The 19419-nt window shown below is 39.5% G+C and carries 14 protein-coding genes; 11 read left to right on the top strand and 3 right to left on the bottom strand.

Annotation, left to right across the window (positions count from 1 at the left end):
* Positions 1-84: 84 nt before the first annotated feature.
* The 6 genes from flgK (I7804_RS00505) to I7804_RS00480 all read left to right on the top strand — a co-directional run bounded on the left by flgK (I7804_RS00505) (position 85) and on the right by I7804_RS00480 (position 8147).
* Entirely contained in the window at positions 85-1752 is a 1668-nt protein-coding gene (gene flgK / locus I7804_RS00505; protein WP_022753691.1) for a flagellar hook-associated protein FlgK, read from the top strand.
* Between the two features lie 18 nt (positions 1753-1770).
* Positions 1771-3639, top strand: coding sequence for a flagellar hook-associated protein FlgK (gene flgK, locus I7804_RS00500; protein WP_248404366.1), 1869 nt, complete (start codon positions 1771-1773; stop codon positions 3637-3639).
* A gap of 123 nt (positions 3640-3762) precedes the next feature.
* On the top strand, positions 3763-6072 hold the full coding sequence (locus I7804_RS00495) for a flagellin (protein WP_248404365.1): 2310 nt from the start codon (positions 3763-3765) through the stop codon (positions 6070-6072).
* A gap of 219 nt (positions 6073-6291) precedes the next feature.
* Entirely contained in the window at positions 6292-6759 is a 468-nt protein-coding gene (fliW, locus tag I7804_RS00490; RefSeq protein ID WP_022753688.1) for a flagellar assembly protein FliW, read from the top strand.
* A 170-nt stretch (positions 6760-6929) separates the two neighbouring features.
* Positions 6930-7151 carry a carbon storage regulator CsrA gene (csrA, locus tag I7804_RS00485; RefSeq protein ID WP_022753687.1) on the top strand — a complete coding sequence of 74 codons (222 nt, stop codon included), beginning with the start codon at positions 6930-6932 and terminating at the stop codon, positions 7149-7151.
* A 507-nt stretch (positions 7152-7658) separates the two neighbouring features.
* A complete protein-coding gene (locus I7804_RS00480; RefSeq protein WP_248404364.1) occupies positions 7659-8147 on the top strand; it encodes a gamma carbonic anhydrase family protein in 489 nt (162 codons plus the stop codon).
* Between the two features lie 309 nt (positions 8148-8456).
* Here the strand turns inward: I7804_RS00480 and I7804_RS00475 are convergent, their stop codons facing one another.
* A complete protein-coding gene (locus tag I7804_RS00475; RefSeq protein ID WP_248404363.1) occupies positions 8457-8924 on the bottom strand; it encodes a DUF2798 domain-containing protein in 468 nt (155 codons plus the stop codon).
* A 526-nt stretch (positions 8925-9450) separates the two neighbouring features.
* Between I7804_RS00475 and I7804_RS00470 the strand changes: the two genes are divergently transcribed.
* Together I7804_RS00470 and glf are read left to right on the top strand one after the other, a co-directional pair.
* Entirely contained in the window at positions 9451-11217 is a 1767-nt protein-coding gene (locus I7804_RS00470) for a glycerophosphodiester phosphodiesterase family protein (RefSeq protein ID WP_248404362.1), read from the top strand.
* Between the two features lie 180 nt (positions 11218-11397).
* Positions 11398-12636, top strand: coding sequence for a UDP-galactopyranose mutase (gene glf, locus I7804_RS00465; RefSeq protein ID WP_022753683.1), 1239 nt, complete (start codon positions 11398-11400; stop codon positions 12634-12636).
* Positions 12637-12738: 102 nt separating this feature from the next.
* Here glf and fliD read toward each other — a convergent pair whose 3' ends face one another.
* Positions 12739-14037, bottom strand: coding sequence for a flagellar filament capping protein FliD (fliD, locus tag I7804_RS00460; RefSeq protein WP_248404361.1), 1299 nt, complete (start codon positions 14035-14037; stop codon positions 12739-12741).
* Positions 14038-14427: 390 nt separating this feature from the next.
* Between fliD and I7804_RS00455 the strand changes: the two genes are divergently transcribed.
* Positions 14428-16059 carry a glycosyltransferase gene (locus I7804_RS00455; RefSeq protein WP_248404360.1) on the top strand — a complete coding sequence of 544 codons (1632 nt, stop codon included), beginning with the start codon at positions 14428-14430 and terminating at the stop codon, positions 16057-16059.
* On the opposite strand, the gene I7804_RS00450 is transcribed toward I7804_RS00455, so the two are convergent.
* The gene (locus tag I7804_RS00450; protein WP_092044537.1) at positions 16056-17126 is read right to left on the bottom strand and encodes a glycosyltransferase; all 1071 of its coding nucleotides are present in this window, start codon (positions 17124-17126) and stop codon (positions 16056-16058) included. The two genes, I7804_RS00455 and I7804_RS00450, sit on opposite strands and share 4 nt — an antisense overlap.
* A gap of 291 nt (positions 17127-17417) precedes the next feature.
* Here I7804_RS00450 and I7804_RS00445 point away from each other — a divergent pair, with 291 nt between their 5' ends.
* Both I7804_RS00445 and I7804_RS00440 read left to right on the top strand, forming a co-directional pair.
* Positions 17418-18392: an NAD-dependent epimerase/dehydratase family protein gene (locus I7804_RS00445; RefSeq protein WP_248404359.1), complete on the top strand. Its 975-nt coding sequence runs from the start codon at positions 17418-17420 to the stop codon at positions 18390-18392.
* 595 nt (positions 18393-18987) lie between these two features.
* The gene (locus I7804_RS00440) at positions 18988-19320 is read left to right on the top strand and encodes a transcriptional regulator (protein ID WP_022753678.1); all 333 of its coding nucleotides are present in this window, start codon (positions 18988-18990) and stop codon (positions 19318-19320) included.
* Positions 19321-19419 lie beyond the last annotated feature (99 nt).

Raw genomic sequence — 19419 nt, 5'->3', positions numbered from 1 at the left:
CGGTAGTTCACAAAAGCAGACAACACTTCGGTGTGTCTGCTTTTTTTTACCAAAGTCAAAGAAGATTAACTGGAGATAAGACCTATGTTAATGGCAAACCTTTATGTCGGTGTATCCGGCCTTCAAACTTCACAGAATGCTCTTAATACAACAGCACATAACCTTGCGAATATCGGTACAGAAGGCTATACACGTCAGCAGGTATCACAAGGTGACAGAAAATATCAGCTTATAGATATAAAACCTGCCATATCCCATAAACAGACAGGTCTTGGTGTTGCATATGTTAACTGTAAGCAGGTCAGGAGCGTATTCCTTGATGCTTCTTACAGACTTGAAAGCGGACGTAGCGAGTTTTATGACATATCTTATGAAACACTTGAACAGATGGAAGATCTTCTTCAGGAGATGAACGGTGCTGAATTTGTAGACAATCTTAATAATCTATGGCAGCAGGTGCAGGAGCTTGCAAAAGATCCCACCAGCGCAGTAAACCAGGCTGCTTTCGTGAACAGGTGTTCAGAATTTGTTGAAAGTGCAAAAGCGGTTTACAAAGGGTTCGTAGAATATCAGGAGAATCTCAACAGTCAGGTCAAAAAACTTGTTGATGAAATAAATGATATAGGTGATGGAATAAGAGAACTTAATCAGAAGATCGTAGCCATAGAATCAGGTTATGTAGAGCATGCCAACGATCTTCGTGATGCCAGAAACAGTCTTCTTGACAGACTTGGAGAACTTGGAAATATAACTTACGAAGAAGATATTTTTGGAAATGTTCTTGTTAACTTCGAAGGAACACAGTTTGTTCTTTCTGATAATGTACATCACCTTGGATGTGACATTGAAGAAAGCCCATGTAACTACAATACAGTTTATTGGGAATATGCAGCCAAAAAATATGAAGATGAAGAAGGGAATACTGTTCTTGACATAAGCGGAGCTCATGTATACGACCTCACAAGAACTGTATCAACTCAGCTCAATACTGATGTTGGACAGCTAAGATCCACACTCCTTGCAAGGGGTGACCACAATGCGACCTATCATGATATTACAGATGATGAGACCGGAGTTTATTATAACAAGAATATAGCTCAGTCAGTTGTAATGAATATAGAAGCAGAATTCGACCAGATGTTCAATAACATAGTAACAGCCATCAATGATGTGTATGAGAATGCAGCCAGCAATCCTGCTACACTTCAGAACCTAAGAGATGGCAAGGGCAAGGCTAATCCTGCAGATTATGTGATGTTCAACATGATAGATGATGACGATGCCCTTATCTATGATATTGATGATTTTCATAAGGCAGGCAATAACCTTACAGGTTTTACTATCGTTAATACCGAGGTTAATGAAAAACTCCTTCAGACGCCAACCCAGAATACTTTCGTAACCATCGAGGGAGAAGAAGATACTGCTGCTGCAACAGCATTAAAAGAAGTATTTACAGATCCACGTTACAAGCTTAATCCCAATGTAGCTACCCAGATAGACCTCATGGAATATTACAGCGCTCTTGTATCTCAGGTTGCCAATACGGGAAGTATCAATAAAGCTCTTTCTGAGAATCAGACCATCACAGTTAATACTATCTCTTCAGCAAGAGAGCAGATAGTAGGAGTATCAAGTGATGAAGAGCTGGAATTCATGATAGAGTTTCAGAATGCTTACAATGCAGCAAGCAGATTTATCAATGTAGTAAGTGAGATGCTTGAACATGTAGTTACATCTCTTGGTAGCTGATTTAAGGAGATTTATAATATGCCATCTCAATTTTTCGGACTTAATATTGCAGCATCAGGCCTAAGGGCAGCAAATGCGGCAATGAATACGACAGCCAATAACATATCGAATACCAATACTGATGGATATTCAAGGCAGAAGGTTGATCAGGAAGCTGCTGATGCTCTTAGGGTATTTACCACATACGGCTGCGCCGGAGCAGGCGTTGATACGGTAGCTATAGAGAGAATAAGAGACGAATTCTATGACAGAAGATACCGTGACAATGAAAAGCTCTACGGTGAGTATTCTCAGAAAAATTACTATCAAAGCCTTGTAGAGCAGTATCTTGACGACAATGGAGAGACGGGCTTTTCAACTCTTTTTTCAAGAATGCAGGCCAATCTTCAGTCAGTAATGACTGCCGCAGGAACTACAACAACCAAGGCTACATATGTAGCTTCCATGACAGCTATCACAGATTACTTCAATACAATGTCCATAAATCTTCAGAATCTTCAAAATGATATCAATCTGGAGATAAAATCCACCTGTGATGCTATTAACTCTATAGCAGAAGAAGTTGCAAGTCTTAATGAGCAGATCAATATCGTCGAGATGACAGGAACTACTGCCAATGATCTTCGAGATACAAGAGATCTTCTTATAGATCATCTTTCTGAATATATATCTGTCAATGTCAGAGAGACTGATGTTATAGATGAAAATGATCCTGAAAGAGATACCGGTGCCACAAGATATGAGATCTGGGTCGCAGGCGGTCAGTGCCTTGTAGATACCTATAGCTATAACAAGCTTGTGTGCGTTGCCAGAGATGAAGATGAATCCATAAACCAAAACGATATTACAGGTCTTTATAACATTAAGGTTGCAAGAAGTAACTATGAAGAAGGAAGCGGCAAGTTCATATCTAACTTTGATCTGGATAATGCCAATATAGGCGGCAAGTTATACGGCCTTCTTCAGATGAGAGATGGCAATAATCAGAAATTCTTCAACGGTACAAGCGGTGCCTGGAATCCTCTTACTCATACTATGACAGTATCTGTATCAAATGATTATCTTAAGGATATGGCACAGTGTACACTCCCTGCTCAGGGTGTGATCCAGATTGGTGCAAGAAGCTATGAATATACAGGCTGGACCTATGATGGAGACAGTAATTATACATTTACCCTGGATGACACTGATGATGAGACAGGACGCGCAGTAGATTTTTCCAGACTTCAGTCAAGAACTTATGATACAGTCAATATCGGAAAGTCTATAGACTATCAGGGTGTTCCGTATTATCAGGCTCAGATGAATGAGTGGATCAGGAACTTCGCAAGAGAAGTCAATAACATAACTACTACAGGATACACATCAACAGGAGAAGATGGATGCTACATGCTAACAGGTGACAGAACAGTATCCAGTAATACATCACCTGCCCAGTATACATTCGAAGAACTGACTACGACCAACTACGGATATTACTATCTTACAGCTGATAACTTTGCAGTATATTCGGCAATGGAACACAATGCCAATATTCTTGCAACCAAGGCTGATATCACAGAAGGTGATGATGAGTTTGGTAATATCAAAAAGCTTGGTAACATGTTCAATTCCAAAGAGATATTCAGAGGAGCAACTTCAGGAGAGTTCCTTGATAAGATACTGGCTGATGCATCGCTTAATACAAGTAATGCAGATACTATGGAAAAAACATATTCGGGTCTTAGAAATACGATCGGAAATCAGAGGCTATCAACATCGGGCGTTGACGAAGATGAAGAAGCAGCTAACCTTGTAAAGTTCCAGAATGCTTATACGCTAAGCTCGAAAGTGGTACAGACACTGACAGAGATGTACGATCAGCTGATACTAAATACTGGGGTATAAGGGAGATTAAAATCACTGCGTGATTTTAACTCCGGGAAATAAATATCACATGGTGATATTTATTTCCGTAATAGGGAGATTAATTTCACTTCGTGAAATTAACTCCATTCGTGGAGGTTTTATATGCGAATTACTAACAAGATAATGCACAATAACTCAATCTATAATATCAATAATAATAAGGTGGCAGAGGATGATCTTAATACTCAGATAGCTACAGGCAAGAAGCTTACAAGACCATCTGATGATCCTGTTATTGCAATAAGAGCGCTTCGCCTTCGCAGCAATGTTACAGAACTGTCCCAGTATTATGAGAAGAATGCAAATGATGCAGAAAGCTGGCTGAGCGTAACTGAAGATGCCCTTTCTACTATCACAGATGTACTGACATCTATGATCCAGCAGTGCAATAAGGGTGTAAACCAGTACGAGACACTTGATGATATAGACACTATCCTTACAGAGATGAGTGCTCTTTCTGATGAGTATTATTCTACAGGTAATGAAGATTATGCCGGGAGATATATTTTCACAGGATACAGAACCCAGCAGTCACTTACATTTAAGGATGATGAGAGTACACAGTATATAAAGCTTCACGATGAATTTAATGAAAATAATATAGATACATCTCAAAGGGTAATAGGAGCATATAGTCTTGGAGCTAGTGATACATCATATCCTGCAGAAAGTGATATGTCTGCTTCATATGTAGGTCGTATACGACTTTCATATGACAATATCGATCCTGATACAGGTAACGTGTCTGTAAGATATCGTGAGAATTTTACAGTTCCTGCTACATCTATTTTGTCAACATCATCAGATGAAGATACTGTATATCTTGCTTTTAAAGACAGGGACGGAATAACTCGTAAAGTTAATATTTCGACTTATAAGGATAATGCTGTAACAGTCACAGAAGCTGATGGTTCTGTGACAACATATACTGCTTCAAGAAATGATGATTATGGATATACCATAAAGGGTGAGAATTCATCTTTTGGACCTTTCTCAATGACCCTTAATCAAAACGGCGTTGCTACAGCAACTGATATAGATGTAGATATCAATGGAACAGACCTTATGATAAGCTATACAGATGCAGCAGGAAGCCCGAGGAAGGCTCAGGTCAGCATACTTCAGTCTACAACAGTTACAGAATCCAATGGATCGACTACTACATATTCCATCACACCGGAAGCTGACGAAGGCTATACTATAAAGGCAGTAAACTCACAGTCAGGTACAAGTCTTTTTACAGTAGATCACAATGGTGAAGTCAAGGCGTATGATATTACAGCTACTGTTGCAGATGCAGCGCTCTCTACCTTCAATTTTACTATTAACGGTGATCAGACAACCATTCAGGTCCCTCTTACAGGTGCATCGGATGCCCCTTATGAAGTTGATGTATATGACCTTGCAGGTAATGCATACTCTATGACAGTCAATACTGACGGCACATATCAGATAAGCAACGAAAGCTCTCTTATAGATTCAGGAGAGAGTATCAATGTTGTAAACTTATCTTCTAACGGAAGTGTATACAGCTCCTACTGCGAGACAGTTATAAAGCCGGGTGTCTTAAATGCACCAAGTCTTCCCAAGGTTATAGACTCAACTACTACAGAAGATATTATTGACGATATATATGTAGCACTGGAAAAAGATACTGAGAATGAGTGCTTCTGCCTTAATGCTTATACAGGAGAGATCCTGCTGTCAGCAAAGCTTAAAGAAAAACTTGAATCTCTTACTGATATAACCAATGCCAATAATATAAACGTATTGTATGATAAGTCATCCTGGCTCTCCGGCGATACAAGACCTGAAAATCTTATGAAGTGCACCAACATAGATGACGGCGTGACAGTAGTCTATAATGGCGGCAATTCAAGTCATATCATGCAGTATGACGTAGGATACGGACAGACTATAGAAGTTAATACAACCGCAGATGAAGTCTTCACTACAACTGTAAAAAGGGATGTTCAGGACATAAGAAGACTTGTTGATCAGATGAAGAATATCAAGACTATGATGGGTACTATGAACAGTACTCTATCTGTAACAACAGATGAAAATGCGATTGCAAGTATCAAGAGAGAAATCGCTGCTTCCCAGAAGTCGTATGACTACATGAAGGAAGAATTAAAGGATATGTTTGGCAAGAAGATCACTTCGATGCAGGCTGCACTTGATAAAGCCAATGTTGCGGTTACAGAAAATGGTACCAGATCAAGCCGACTTTCTATGACACAGGACAGACTTAAAAACCAGCTGACAACTTTTAAGACTCTTCAGAGCAATAACGAAGATATCGATCTTGCTGAGACAGCAACCAACCTCTCAACAGCAGAGCTTATATATCAGTCATCACTTATGGCAACAAGCAAGATAATGAAGGAATCGCTGATGAACTATATATAATAATCTTGGCCTAGCCACCCGGGCGGTGCCGTGTCCGCGAAGTCCTCACCATGTCAGGCAGAATATAAATCTATATAATGACCAGTACTGATAATGATGAAACATGCATTTTAGGGTTATGAATATCACTAAACAATCCGAAAAATGTTTTGGATTAGTATTTTTGTATTGAATTAATAAACATGTTTTGGTGCTAAGTGATACTATGTGGAGGATAGCATGAAAATTGCAACTAAGATTTTTGGTGAGATTGAAATTGCGGATGACAAGATAATTGTTTTTCCAAATGGAATCATTGGATTTCCTGATCTTAACAGGTTTTCACTTATGTATGACAAGGATAAGGGAAGTCATAATATTCAGTGGCTTCAATCATTGGATGAACCTGCATTTGCAATGCCTGTGATGGATCCGCTTCATGTTCAGGAAGATTATAATCCTGAAGTTGAAGATGACGTGCTTGAGGATGTAAAGCCTATCACTGATGATAATATGCTTGTTCTTGTAACATTAACAGTTCCGCATGATCTTACTAAGATGACTGCTAATCTTAAGGGACCTTTTATCATTAACGCCGACACTCGTAAGGGCTGTCAGGTTATACTTGACGATGATAAATATCAGATCAAATATCCGATATATGACATTCTCAAGAAGATGAAAGATAATAATGAGAAAAAGGCCTAAAATACAGGATATCTGACTTTTTTGATTTACTGTGTAAAAATAATCATTGCACACAAAGTCTGCCCGTGTTAAGATTAAGCGGGTATGGGAAGAGTAATTAATAATCTTACTCAAGACATGAGGACAATTATACATCAAGAAAAAAGTCAGAGGTCATGGAGGGACGTCATATGTTAGCTTTATCCAGAAAAAAGAACGAAGCAATTATCGTCAACAACAATATAGAGATCACCGTTCTCGAGATTCGCGGAGATCAGGTTAAGCTCGGAATCGCAGCTCCAAAAGAAATTCCGATCTATCGTCAGGAAGTATATGCACAGATTCAGGCCGAGAATAAGAAGGCTACTGAAGCTGCAGGCGCTAATCTTGATGAACTCAACAAACTTATGTGATTACGTGTAATGCAAAGCTGTTGCCAATATGAGGCAGCAGCTTTTTTGTTTTGATTCATAATTTTCGCCAGGACAATGCAGTATCACCAAAGGATTTTCAGGGACGGGCAGTATATAAATCATTGCCACACTATTACTCGCTTTATAAATTCATGGCATGATATCTGGAGTTTTTTATTCTGGGGTCCGAAACTCGCTGACGCTCAGACATGCGGACCCCTGGCAGAATAAAAAACTTCATCTATCACGCTCATGAATTTTATAAAACGAGTAAAAAGTGTGGCAATGATTTATATACTGCCCGTCCCTGAAAATCCTTTGGTGATACTGCATTGTCCAAGTGAAAAGATTGAAGCTTAAATATATTCTCTAATCTAGCGGTGTGTAATAAGGATGGAAGTTTATTTTCAAAAAGTAATCATTATAACTAATATGCCATTATAATATATATGTATGTAATTGATGTATATATTGTTACATAGTTATTTGCGTGAAAGGGGCACTTGAATGAAAGAACCTGTGATAGATAAAAGAGCTTATATAGCTAGTTCTGCTGATGTAATAGGAGATGTGACCATAGGGCCTATGTGCAGCGTATGGAATCATGCAACCATAAGAGCAGATAGAGATACCATAACTATAGGTGAAGGGTCTAATATACAGGACAATGCAGTCATACATGAAGAAAAAGGCCTTCCTGTTACAATAGGTAAATATGTAACAGTAGGCCATAGTGCTATAGTCCACGGATCATATGTTGATGATTATAGTCTTATAGGCATGCATGCAACTATAATGAACGGCTGCCATATAGGCAAGAACTGCATCATAGGCGCAGGAGCACTTGTTACAGAGAACACAGTCATTCCCGATGACAGCCTTGTAATGGGCGTACCAGCCAAGGTAGTCAAAAAAGTATCTCCTTCTCAAAAAGCTCACTTTAAAGAAAATGCCATGCGCTATGTTAATGAAGCCATGGAGCTTCTAGGCGATTAATAATATACCTATACTACGACTTGGACCAGTCAGCATCCCCAAAGCCTTTACAGGGTGCAGATAGTACATAAATCATTACCACGCTTATAATCGTTTTATTAAATTTATGAGCATGATAGATGGAGAATTTCATTCTGTTCGGGGTCCACATGTCTGAGCGAAGCGAGTTTGGACCCCAGAATGAAAAGCTCCAGATATCGTGCCATAAATTATAAAACGATTAGTAGCGTGGTAATGATTTATGTACTATCTGCACCCTGTAAAGGCTTTGGGGATGCTGACTGGTCGTGCGGCGAAGTATTGGATTTCTTACTTATTGCTTTTTGCAAATGTGTGGCCGAATATGAAGCGGACAACAGAGCCTGCTACGAAGATCTGCCAGCAAAGAGCCATAGGGAAGTTGGTCACAGTGAGCTGGATCCATTTAGCGATGATCTGAGAATCGATTCCCTTAAAAAGACATGTAGCTACAAGGCTCATCATGGGGCACATGCACATAACTGTCATAGTAGATATTGCAAGTATTATCATGATAGGCTTGTCCTGACCTGGTGTTACGATCTTGAACGCCATCTTCTGTGCAAGCCTTCCTGCAATAAGGAATTCAATAATGAAACCGATCACGCCCATAATAGGAAGCTCAAAAAGAGCAATGTAAAATACATCGTTAGTAAGTGCACCTCTATCCAAAGTGATGTTGTATACGACCATACCGTATACCATTACAAGCACCATCATGATAGTGAATATAACGTTCTGAAGTTTTGTCTGTGGCATAATAATCCTCCTTTTAAAACAAATGGTACATATGCTTAGTGCCAAATAAACATAAAAAAAAGACATCGATAAAATTGTGGTCACCTGCAATTATAACTTTCGCGGGGGACACAGAATAAGAAGTCATTCTCATTCTGTAAGGCTGCATAACAGCCTTTTGGTTTTATCAAAGTCTCGCTACCATTTTCATCTGGGTATTAAATTTTTCAACAGGGATTACTTTATCATATGAATTTTCAAAAGTCAATTAACAAAATAACGTGTAGCTATATATTATTACTTTTTCATGGATTCACGTATGACTTTTTTCATGCTCAGGTCAGTCAGAATCTCATGATAATAGCCGTTGCTCTATCTATTTGCCCCTGTCAGGCTTGGTAAAGCGCCAGCTTTAGGAATATAATAGACATAGGTATAAAACTAAATACTTGCCAAACATCCGTATTGGAGCAGCTGCAAAAGGCGACGAATGTTTGACAAGTGCGAAGTTTGAAAAGAAAAACAGGGTTAAAAGTGGAGGAATGTTATGCAGATTGGAATAATGGGAACGGGTAGAACTGCGGATATTATTGCACAGGTAGTAGCAAAGAGCAGAGAATATGATCTTACATGCATCTATGATACAAGAATTGATAAGGCGCAGAACTTTGCAAAAAAATACCACTGCGGGACATCAACCTTTGATCCTGAAGTTGTATCCGGAAGCTGTGACATGGTCTATATATCTGCAGAGAACAGCTGCAGAGAAGAACTTGTCAAAAAGATGCTTGATGAAGGTAAACATGTACTGTGTCAGGCTCCTATATCTATGTCCGGAAAGACAGCAGAAGACCTTTATGATATGGCCTCTAACAAAGGACTTGTCCTTATGGAGGCAACCGGAAGCCTTAATACGCCCGGTTTTATGAAACTAACAGAGGTTCTTAAAAGTGGAGTTATAGGAAGCATTGTGGATATAGAAGCTTCTTTTTCCAGACTTATTCCTACCAATGAGAGAGAGCATTCATTCCCTGAAGGTGGTTGTTTTGAAACTTTTGGTAATTTTGTATTGGCTCCTGTTCTAAGACTGCTTGGAACCTCGTACAAGGATATAAACATAAATGCCGTATACGGATTAAATGGTATTGATACATATACTAAAGTAACTCTAAAGTACGATCATGCACAGGCAACGGTCAAGACTGCTACGGCGGTACTAAGCGATGATGCTCTTACCATCACGGGTTCCATGGGCTGTATCAATGTTGAGTCGCCCTGGTATCTTATGCGCAAATTTACTATCAAGTCCTATGACGATAAGAACAATGACATCATCTACTGCGATAGCAACAGTAACGGCTTTACGTATGATCTTGCAGAGTTTAGAAGAAGAGTTGCTTCTATTGGCAGGAACAATCTGACTGATCATATGTCCGAGAATACTTATGAGAAGATCAGAAATCAGGTAGTAAGCAGTGATCCTGTAACGATTCTTTCTACCAAAGAGAGTATCGCCGCAGCCTCTGTCATAGAAGCTTTTGTAAAGCAAAGACCAAAACAGGGCGAAAGAAAAGAGGTTAAGATCTGGGCTCACAGAGGATGCAGCATGGCATATCCTGAGAATACGCTGGAAGCTTTCGAGGCAGCAGCCAAAATCCCGGGCATCACAGGTATAGAAACTGATGTGCAGCTTACCAAGGACGGAGAGGTTGTTGTATTCCATGATGAGCATACAGGAAGGGTTACTGATGGAACAAGGTATGTAAGAGACTATACACTTGATCAGCTAAAAAAACTCCATATACAGATGGCGGGCGGTGAGACTACGACTATACCTACCTTGAAGCAGATGCTAGAGCTCCTCAAGCCCTACTGCGAAGAAAATGGTCTTCTTATTAACATAGAGCTTAAAACAAGCGTTGTGAGATATCCAGGAATTGAGCAGAAGGTTCTTGATATTGTAAGCGAATTTGAGATGGAGAAATATATAGTATATTCATCATTCCTTGCAGAATCTATCAAGATAATCAAAGAGCTCCTTCCTTCTGCAAAGACAGGCATGCTTTCAGGTACCATGGAAGGCTGTATACAAGGGGCTGTTTATGCAGGCGCCGATGCTCTTCATCCATGGATAGGAGGAATGAATGCAAGAGGAGAAGGAAGGCTTAAAGATGTGCCGATCCGCGCCTGGAATATGGAAGAGCCCTTCTTTAATGATGGTAGGATGCTTGAAGAAAGAGACATGGGCAAGTATTCAGAATTCGGTGTGACTGATATTATTACTAATGTCCCTGAAATATATCTCAAAAACTAAAATATGTAAATTATTATCTTCTTTAAAAAATATAGAAAGTCTGATATCATAAATTCTGTTGTCGGAAAATTTTCGTAACTTTTTCGCTTTCCGGATTACAGTATCCACAAAGACTGTCATCCGTACTGCGGTTATACGGAGTATTCCTTCAGCAGAATTTTTTTCCAGGGGAGAATTATTATGAATTATGACTATCTTGTAGTAGGTGCAGGCCTCTATGGCTGTGTATTTGCACATGAAGCCGCTAAGGCGGGCAAAAAGTGCCTTGTCATTGATAAAAGGGACACTATTGCCGGTAATGTCCATACCAGTGAGAATATGGGAATCCAGGTTCACGATTATGGTGCACATATCTTCCATACATCAGATGAGGAAGTATGGCAGTATGTTCAGAAGTTTGCTCATTTTAACAACTATGTGAATTCTCCGATGGCTGTTTACAAGGATGAGCTTTACAATCTTCCGTTTAATATGAACACTTTTTCCAAGATGTGGGGTATCAGAACACCCGAGCAGGCTCAGGAAATAATTGGTAAGCAGAGCCGTGAAGCTGTGATAGAGATCCTCAAAAATCGCGGAGTATCAGAGCCGACTGATTACGATATCAGTAATTTTGAAGCTGATAATCTTGAAGAGCAGGGACTTTCTCTTGCAGGCAAGGATATCTTTGAGAAGCTCATAAAAGGATATACAGAGAAGCAGTGGGGCAGAAGCTGCAGCGAGCTGCCTGCATTTATCATAAAGCGTCTTCCTTTCAGATTCATATATGATAACAATTACTTCAACGATCCATATCAGGGAATCCCTGTAGGCGGATATACTGCAATGTGTGAGAGACTTCTGGGAATGCGTGATGATATGGGCGGCCAGATCTGCGGTATTCAGGCTCATAACAATATCACAGTACAGCTCTCAACAGATTTCTTTGAATTTGTAGATATGAAAAAGCAAAGACCGGGACGCGAGATCACATCCAAAGACGGAGATACATTTGCTAAGGTCGTATATACAGGTATGATCGATGAGTTCTTTGGTTATGAACTTGGTAATCTTGAGTATCGTTCTCTAAGATTCGAGACAACAAGCATGCCTGAAGTTGATAACTATCAGGGCAATGCTGTTGTTAACTATACAGAAAGAGAAGTTCCTTATACAAGGATCATCGAACACAAGCATTTTGAGTTTGGTAAGGGTAGAGGAACTGTGATCACCAAGGAATATCCTTCAGAGTGGAAGCCTGGTGATGAACCTTATTATCCTATGAACAATGACAGGAACAATATCCTTTTTGCCAGATACCAAAGAGAAGCTGAAAGCTGGACACAGGTTATCTTCGGCGGTCGTCTTGGTCAGTACAAATATTACAATATGGATCAGGTCATCAGACAGGCACTTGATGCTGTCAAAAGGAACTTTTGACACCTGCCTCATAATATTAAAATCTTAATTAGATCCAAAAAGCCGGAGCATTATAAAAAACATGCTTCGGCTTTTTATACATCTTTATTGATACGCTTATGATCAGCAATAGTTGTTGAACATCATACCTGAGTATTCGCTGGTCATATATGGGTTAGCATATTCATGACCCGGGTTCTTGTAATTAACTATAGGCCTATGCGTGAACTTCATAGGATCCAGCATTATCTCTTTACTGATACTCTTAAGATGATCTGCAAACTCTTTGACAGGAACCATGAGTTCTGAAGGATCCTGTGCCTGTGATTGCATCTGCCTTAGTGATTCTTCATTTAGTTCTATATGTCCGTTTTCAAGCTGACCTATTCCTATCTGTCCAAGACTTCCTATATGCTGCGATGCAACAGACTTTATTGAGGTCTGCATCTTGGTCCTTGCAGGCATGTTTTCATCTGATGATGAGACGCTGTCAAGGAAGGTGTTATAACTTGATACAAGATTCTTGACGTTTTCTACAAGAGCATCATTGTCGGATTTGACGCCGATGTGTACAGGTTCTTGTCCATTTGTGGGTTCTTTTAATTCTATTTCATATACAGAAGCAACCGTGAAGTGATTGGACTGCGATGTGTGAGTCTCTCCGCCTATAGTAAACTGTGCAGTGGTCGGTTCTATACTTGTGTTGCCAAGGCCAAAATATGGAACGATGCCGTGTCTGGGACTGTTTAGGGCATCCATTATATCAAATTGTCTTGTCTGTCCCTGTTTTAGAGACTGCTTGGAAGCCTTGACTTCTATGGCATTCTCGCCGTTTTCGTTACTTATAACTTCTGCTTCCAATGTAACACCGGCTTTGTTGATAAGCCTTGAAATTCTCTGCTGGATATCAAGATTTGTATCATTCGCTCCGATAGAGAATTGGAACTCGAAACTCTGTTCGCCTATCTTGGCATCAAAGAAGTAACTTCCTTCTTCCAGAGCTGACTTTTCATTTGGAAGGAAATTGCCGGTATTGACCTGTGACTGTGCAAGCCTTTCTACAGTTATATCAAATGAAGGAGGATCGGCTGACGCCTGGCCTATATAGGTAGCGGATACCGCTTCTGTATCGGATGAAAATGCGACTTTGTTATTAAAATCACCACTGTCGCCGTCACCTTTGAGCATAGCAAGATCACCCTGCAATTTACGTGCAGATTCTTTGAATGCAATAGCGGTTTCCTCATTAACACTATCCTGTTTAAGAAGATAAAGAGGGGAATCTTTGTTAATACGGACTATCGATTTGTAGATATCTTTAAGCTCATCTTTTTTGTGAGAATCGGCTTTAGTGATATCATTCGATGCATATGACGTTAGAAAATGGTTGTAGATACCATTTGACATGATGTTGTTAGCCATGTATGATGCCCTCCTTTCTTCCTTGATTGATGCAAGGTAGATTCTTTCGAATCTTCAGCTTTTCCTTTCATTTGCTGATACGTCTCGCTCTTCCTTAAGCGATTTCCTTGCGGGGCAAGCCACTTTTGGCTATAAATATATTTATACTTACTATGATACTATCATAAAAAACATTATTAATCAACTAAATTTCGTTAAAAATGACAAAATTTTATTATTTTTAATTATATGTTAACGGTTAAATGCACTTTTTACCACTTGCTCCGGTTCCAAAAACAGGCTCCAAACGTGCATAAAATAAACACCTTTGTATAATATTGATATTCAAATTATAATGGTATATAAAGAGTGGTTAATTTTTTCGCAGTCCTGCCGAGGAGGTTGAGTCTTATGTACGAGAATATCAGATCGCTGGTAGAAAACGGAGAATATCAAAAAGCTGCACAGAAGATCAGGGAGCTTAAAAACTCTGAAGATCAAAAGAGTCTTCTTTCCGGCGATGATGAAAATCCTGAACAGCTCTATCTTCTTGAAGCCACTGTGTGTGAAGCACTCGGGGATCTGCGGGGAGAATTTCTTGCTATTGGGAAAGGTCTTTCCAAAAATCAGCGCAATTATGAACTTTATTATATGCTTGGTCTTATCTACAAAAGGATGAACAATGACCAGGCTTATCTTTGCTTTGAGCAGGCTTCAAGGTTTTGCACACTTGAAGAAGATATTGCGCCTATCAGGGATGAGATCAATGAGTGCAGGAAAAAACCATATTTCAGAGTCAGGAATATTTCTTTTATCATATTGTCTTACAATGATGAATGGCTTATGAAAAAGTGCATTAAGGCAATAAAAGATGAATGCTTTGAAGGCGATGAGATAATCGTTGTAGACAATGCTTCTACCGATGGCATTGCCAAATGGCTAAGGCAGCAGACTGGGATAAGGCTTATAGAAAATGGAGACAATGTCGGTTTTTCGATAGGTTGTAATATAGGAATCATAGCAAGTCAGGAAGAAAATGATGTACTGCTTATCAATAATGATGCGGTCCTTACTCCCGGAGCCTTGTTCTGGATGAGGATGGGATTATATGAAGATTCTAATGTTGGCGCGGTTGGAGCAGTATCCAATAATGCTACAGAACAAAGTGTAGAGGTCTACCTTGGCACGACAGATCAGATAGATGCAGCTATCAAGTACGGATCTGCTCATAACATCCCTATGGAGCATCCTTATGAAAACAAGGTCAGACTTACGGGATTTTGCGAGCTTATAAAAAGAGAAGCGATAAATAGTGTCTTTATAGAACATACCAGTGAGGATGAAGCTCATTTTCCTGAGTCTGTTCAGAATGCTCTAAAGAGCATGAGAGAACGTAAACTTCTTTTTGATCCAAGATTTACTCCTGCATATTTTGAGGATGATGATCTTGGGATAAGGATATCTGAAGCTGGCTTTAGGCAGATCTTGTGTCATAATGCATTTGTATATCATCAGGGCGGAGATACAGAAGATGAGAAGGGCGCAGAATACAGAAAAAATCTCATGCTAAAAAACCGCAGATTATTTGAGGAAAAATGGGGATTCGATATCTGGAAGTTTGAAGCAGTATCGGATGATCTTATAAATGCTGTTGGTGATATAGTAAAAGGCAAGCTTGGAGGAAAGCCTATATATCCCTGGTTCAGATTTCTTGAGATAGGGTGCGGATTCGGAGTTAATATGTCTGCACTCAAATACAGATTTAATGACTGTTACGTGGCAGGAACGGAAGGGTATGGCAAGGTTGCAGCTCTTGGTAAATACATGGGAGACATAATTGCAGGTAATATAGAGGTGACAGATCTTCCTTTTACTGATCACTCTTTTGACATAATATGTATCTATGATGCACTAAACTATGCTGAGAATCAGGATGAGTTACTTATGAAGCTCCTTCGCCTTTTGAAAAAAGACGGATATGTCATAGTTTCAAAAGGCTGCAAAAATACGATTCCAAAGAGCATACATGTAGTAGAGATCTAGCTTAGAGCTGCTATCCTTTTAATTGCAGGAGCGTAAGATCCGCACTGTTTATAAAATGAGATAGCTTCATCCGGTTTTCCGAGGCTTTCGTATATCAGACCTATGTTGTATCTTGGAGCATAGGTATTGACACCTTCTATGGAGTAGTTCTTGATGCCGATGGCCTTTTTGAACTGAGCGATAGCTTCGTCATATCTTGCATTGTTCATATAAATAAGTCCCATGAGATATACGTAGTCTGCACGGCTTGAAAAATTATCATAGTACTGCTCAAGAGACAGCGCTTTATCATATTGCTTGAGCTCTAAAAGGCAGAAACCATAGCTTTCTACCATGTCATGGACATAGGTGTGAACAGGATTTGGATTAAGGGAGATTCCGCTATAGTAGTAGTGGGCAGCAAGCGCGGGATCTTTCATGGCAACATAGCATTTGCCAAGCTGGTAATAGGTATAAGCTGAAGGGCCTTCTGTTCTTAAAATGTCCTGAAGCATGGTGAGATCTCGTTCAGCTTTTTTGCGCCTGTTGTTGATAGTTTCAAAACCGGCATGATAGAAAGTGAGAGGTATCTCGAAATATTTTGGACTGTCATAATCCATAGGAACAAGCTCTTCATTGATAGGTTCAATAGTTTCCTGAATTGTCCCCTTGTAGGTATAAAGGTTTCTGTTGTAGAGCCTTGCAACAAAATCGTGCCTTGACTGCTGGGCTTCATCTCCCGGGTAAGGGCTTATCCTGTTGACCATTCCAATCTCAAGAGGGTGTTCATTTATTATCTCATTAAGACGCAGAATATCAGCAAGAACCAGATATTCATCGCAGTCTATAAAAAGAATCCAGTCATTGGAGGCACGGGCAGCACAATAGTTCCTGGCAGCGCTGAAATCATCGCACCAGTCAAAGTGAAAGATGTTTTTAGTATACTTTTTGGCGATTTCAACTGTCCTGTCACTGCTTCCGGTATCCGTAAGGATGATCTCGCTCTGAAGCGGGGTGATCGCTCTAAGGCATTTTTCTATATTCTCCTCTTCATTTTTAGAAATAATGCATACGGATAATTCCGGCATGGTGTTCTCCTTTGACAAAAAAATAACTATCTTTAATTACATTATATTCTATTTTGCATCTATAAGCTATAGTAAACGACTTAATAAAGGCGCTTACAAAAGGTAATGAATAGCGATTAAAAAATGTGATAAGCTTCTTAAATAACCTTATGTAAAAAGAGTATGTTTTCTTGAACGTAAATATGATTCAATGAATCTGTTGGCAATAGAGCCTTCACCGAAGGTGAACTCAACCTGCTCTATTGCTGCATTTTTGAATCTTTGATTCAAAAATGTATGAGGTTTTCGAAGATGCTGATCACAAAAACAGAGGACAAAGATATGGCTGATAAAAATAAAAATGTGATAGTAACAGGTGCTGCAGGCTTTGCCGGAGCAAACCTTGTTATGGAACTTCTTGATAATGAAACGGATGTCTATGCAGTAGTCAGACCGGGATCAAGTCATAATGCAAGACTTGAAGAGATAGATTCGGATAATCTTCATATCATCCCTCTTGAAATGGATGAACTTGAAAGACTCCCATCAGAGATATTCGAAAGGTTCCCTGAACTTAGCGATGAAGATGCCTATTTCGATTCATTCTTCCATCTTATGTGGGGTGGTGACAGGAATGACTTTGAGGTCCAAAAGGTCAATGTAGAAGGATCACTCCATGCAGTAAGAGCTGCTTTTATAATGGGTTGTAGACGCTTCATCGGTATAGGATCCCAGGCAGAATACGGCGCTACCGACAAGATAATGACAGAAACTCTTGCCCCTGACCCTGTCACAGCTTATGGAGCATGCAAGACTGCGGCCTGCTATATGACAAAAAGCTTATGCGCATCACTTGGAATTGAATGGGTATGGGGGAGAATATTCAGTCTTATAGGAAGATTTGAACCAAGAGGCAGGATGATACCTGATCTTATGGACAGGGCCCAAAGCGGTATGAAGATGAATCTCTCATCCTGCAGGCAGAGCTGGAACTATCTGGATGCAAGAGACTGCGCCAGGGCCCTTATAGCTATTTCCACTAAAGGCGTAAGCGGAGAAATCTATAACATTACAGACGGAAGCTGCTTGACCCTAAGACAATATGTAGAAAGAGCTAACAGATGGATGCTGGCAAGGTCCGGCCATATGGCAGAACTAACCTACGGAGACGACCCGGATCCATTCATATCCCTAAACCCCGATGGCAACAAGCTCTATACAGATACAGGCTGGCAACCGGAGGTGGAATTTGAGACTAGCCTAAAAGACTACTGTGATAATCTTTAATAAACTATCTCAAAGGGCGGCATATGTTTGGCGTTAGCGAAGTCTAAAATCTACATCATAATACACAAAACAAGTCCCCTTTTGCTTCCTTTTTTTATCCTGTAAGTACAAATTTTAAAAAGATGGTAATTTACGTTTGTTTCGTACTTGCAATAACGGTTTTATGTGCTATAATTTCAATGCAAAAAAAACGGCAAGGTTATACATGACTATATAACGATAAAATACTGATTGTTTTATAAGATAACGCACGTTTCTGAAAAAATAACCAAAAATTTTATATAAAAAATGCCTGATTTGTGTGAATAATTCATGGTGGCTTTTGAAATGCCGCATAAAAGCCATATTATGAAATGGAAAACACCAATTGGGCATTTTTAAATTTTTACCAAAAAAACGTATAAAAATTCTATATAGATTCACAGAATTTTTACACAAAAAGGGGTTGTCGTAAAACAGTTTATGTTTTATACTTTGTAGCTGATGTAAAAGTAACCGGGAGATTATTTCGCAGTTATTGCATATCACATATCAGACACAGCTGATGTGTTTTGGTTCAACAGGAAAAATTACCATTACCAGGAGGTGGACAACAATGACAAAGGCACAGATTTTAAAGAAAGAGATTTTATCACAGTATAAGAGCGTAAGACAGTTCGCTATCGAAATGTCTATTCCATACAGCACACTTGTAACTGCTCTTGACCGTGGTATTGAGGGTATGGCATATGGTACTGTAATTCGTATGTGTGACAGACTTAACCTTAACCCTGTAGATTTTTCTCCCCTTGAAAGAGGACAGGATCTTGGAAACAGCATCGTTGAGAATCGCGTAATGAAGCAGTACATCAAGCTTAACAAGCCGGGACGTAAGAAGATTCTTGACATCATGACTGATTTCTCTGAGCTTGAGAAGTATCAGGCTTAATATCTTTTGCCGGGATAATATTTAAGTAATATTTAAGTATAAGAAGGTAAGATCTGTACAGGAACATGTATCCTTTGTACAGGTCTTTTTTTCTTTGCC

It is taken from the genome of Butyrivibrio fibrisolvens, assembly GCF_023206215.1.
Lineage (GTDB): Bacteria > Bacillota > Clostridia > Lachnospirales > Lachnospiraceae > Butyrivibrio > Butyrivibrio fibrisolvens_C.
Note: the sequence above shows the minus strand (reverse complement) of the source record. Positions and strands in the feature narration are given on the sequence as shown.

What these genes read in the sequence shown, in the direction of transcription:
- flgK (WP_022753691.1), top strand. Translation starts at nt 85, where the DNA reads ATGTTAATGGCAAACCTTTATGTCGGTGTATCCGGCCTTCAAACTTCA.
- flgK (WP_248404366.1), top strand. Translation starts at nt 1,771, where the DNA reads ATGCCATCTCAATTTTTCGGACTTAATATTGCAGCATCAGGCCTAAGG.
- I7804_RS00495 (WP_248404365.1), top strand. Translation starts at nt 3,763, where the DNA reads ATGCGAATTACTAACAAGATAATGCACAATAACTCAATCTATAATATC.
- fliW (WP_022753688.1), top strand. Translation starts at nt 6,292, where the DNA reads ATGAAAATTGCAACTAAGATTTTTGGTGAGATTGAAATTGCGGATGAC.
- csrA (WP_022753687.1), top strand. Translation starts at nt 6,930, where the DNA reads ATGTTAGCTTTATCCAGAAAAAAGAACGAAGCAATTATCGTCAACAAC.
- I7804_RS00480 (WP_248404364.1), top strand. Translation starts at nt 7,659, where the DNA reads ATGAAAGAACCTGTGATAGATAAAAGAGCTTATATAGCTAGTTCTGCT.
- I7804_RS00475 (WP_248404363.1), bottom strand. Translation starts at nt 8,924, where the DNA reads ATGCCACAGACAAAACTTCAGAACGTTATATTCACTATCATGATGGTG.
- I7804_RS00470 (WP_248404362.1), top strand. Translation starts at nt 9,451, where the DNA reads ATGCAGATTGGAATAATGGGAACGGGTAGAACTGCGGATATTATTGCA.
- glf (WP_022753683.1), top strand. Translation starts at nt 11,398, where the DNA reads ATGAATTATGACTATCTTGTAGTAGGTGCAGGCCTCTATGGCTGTGTA.
- fliD (WP_248404361.1), bottom strand. Translation starts at nt 14,037, where the DNA reads ATGGCTAACAACATCATGTCAAATGGTATCTACAACCATTTTCTAACG.
- I7804_RS00455 (WP_248404360.1), top strand. Translation starts at nt 14,428, where the DNA reads ATGTACGAGAATATCAGATCGCTGGTAGAAAACGGAGAATATCAAAAA.
- I7804_RS00450 (WP_092044537.1), bottom strand. Translation starts at nt 17,126, where the DNA reads ATGCCGGAATTATCCGTATGCATTATTTCTAAAAATGAAGAGGAGAAT.
- I7804_RS00445 (WP_248404359.1), top strand. Translation starts at nt 17,418, where the DNA reads ATGCTGATCACAAAAACAGAGGACAAAGATATGGCTGATAAAAATAAA.
- I7804_RS00440 (WP_022753678.1), top strand. Translation starts at nt 18,988, where the DNA reads ATGACAAAGGCACAGATTTTAAAGAAAGAGATTTTATCACAGTATAAG.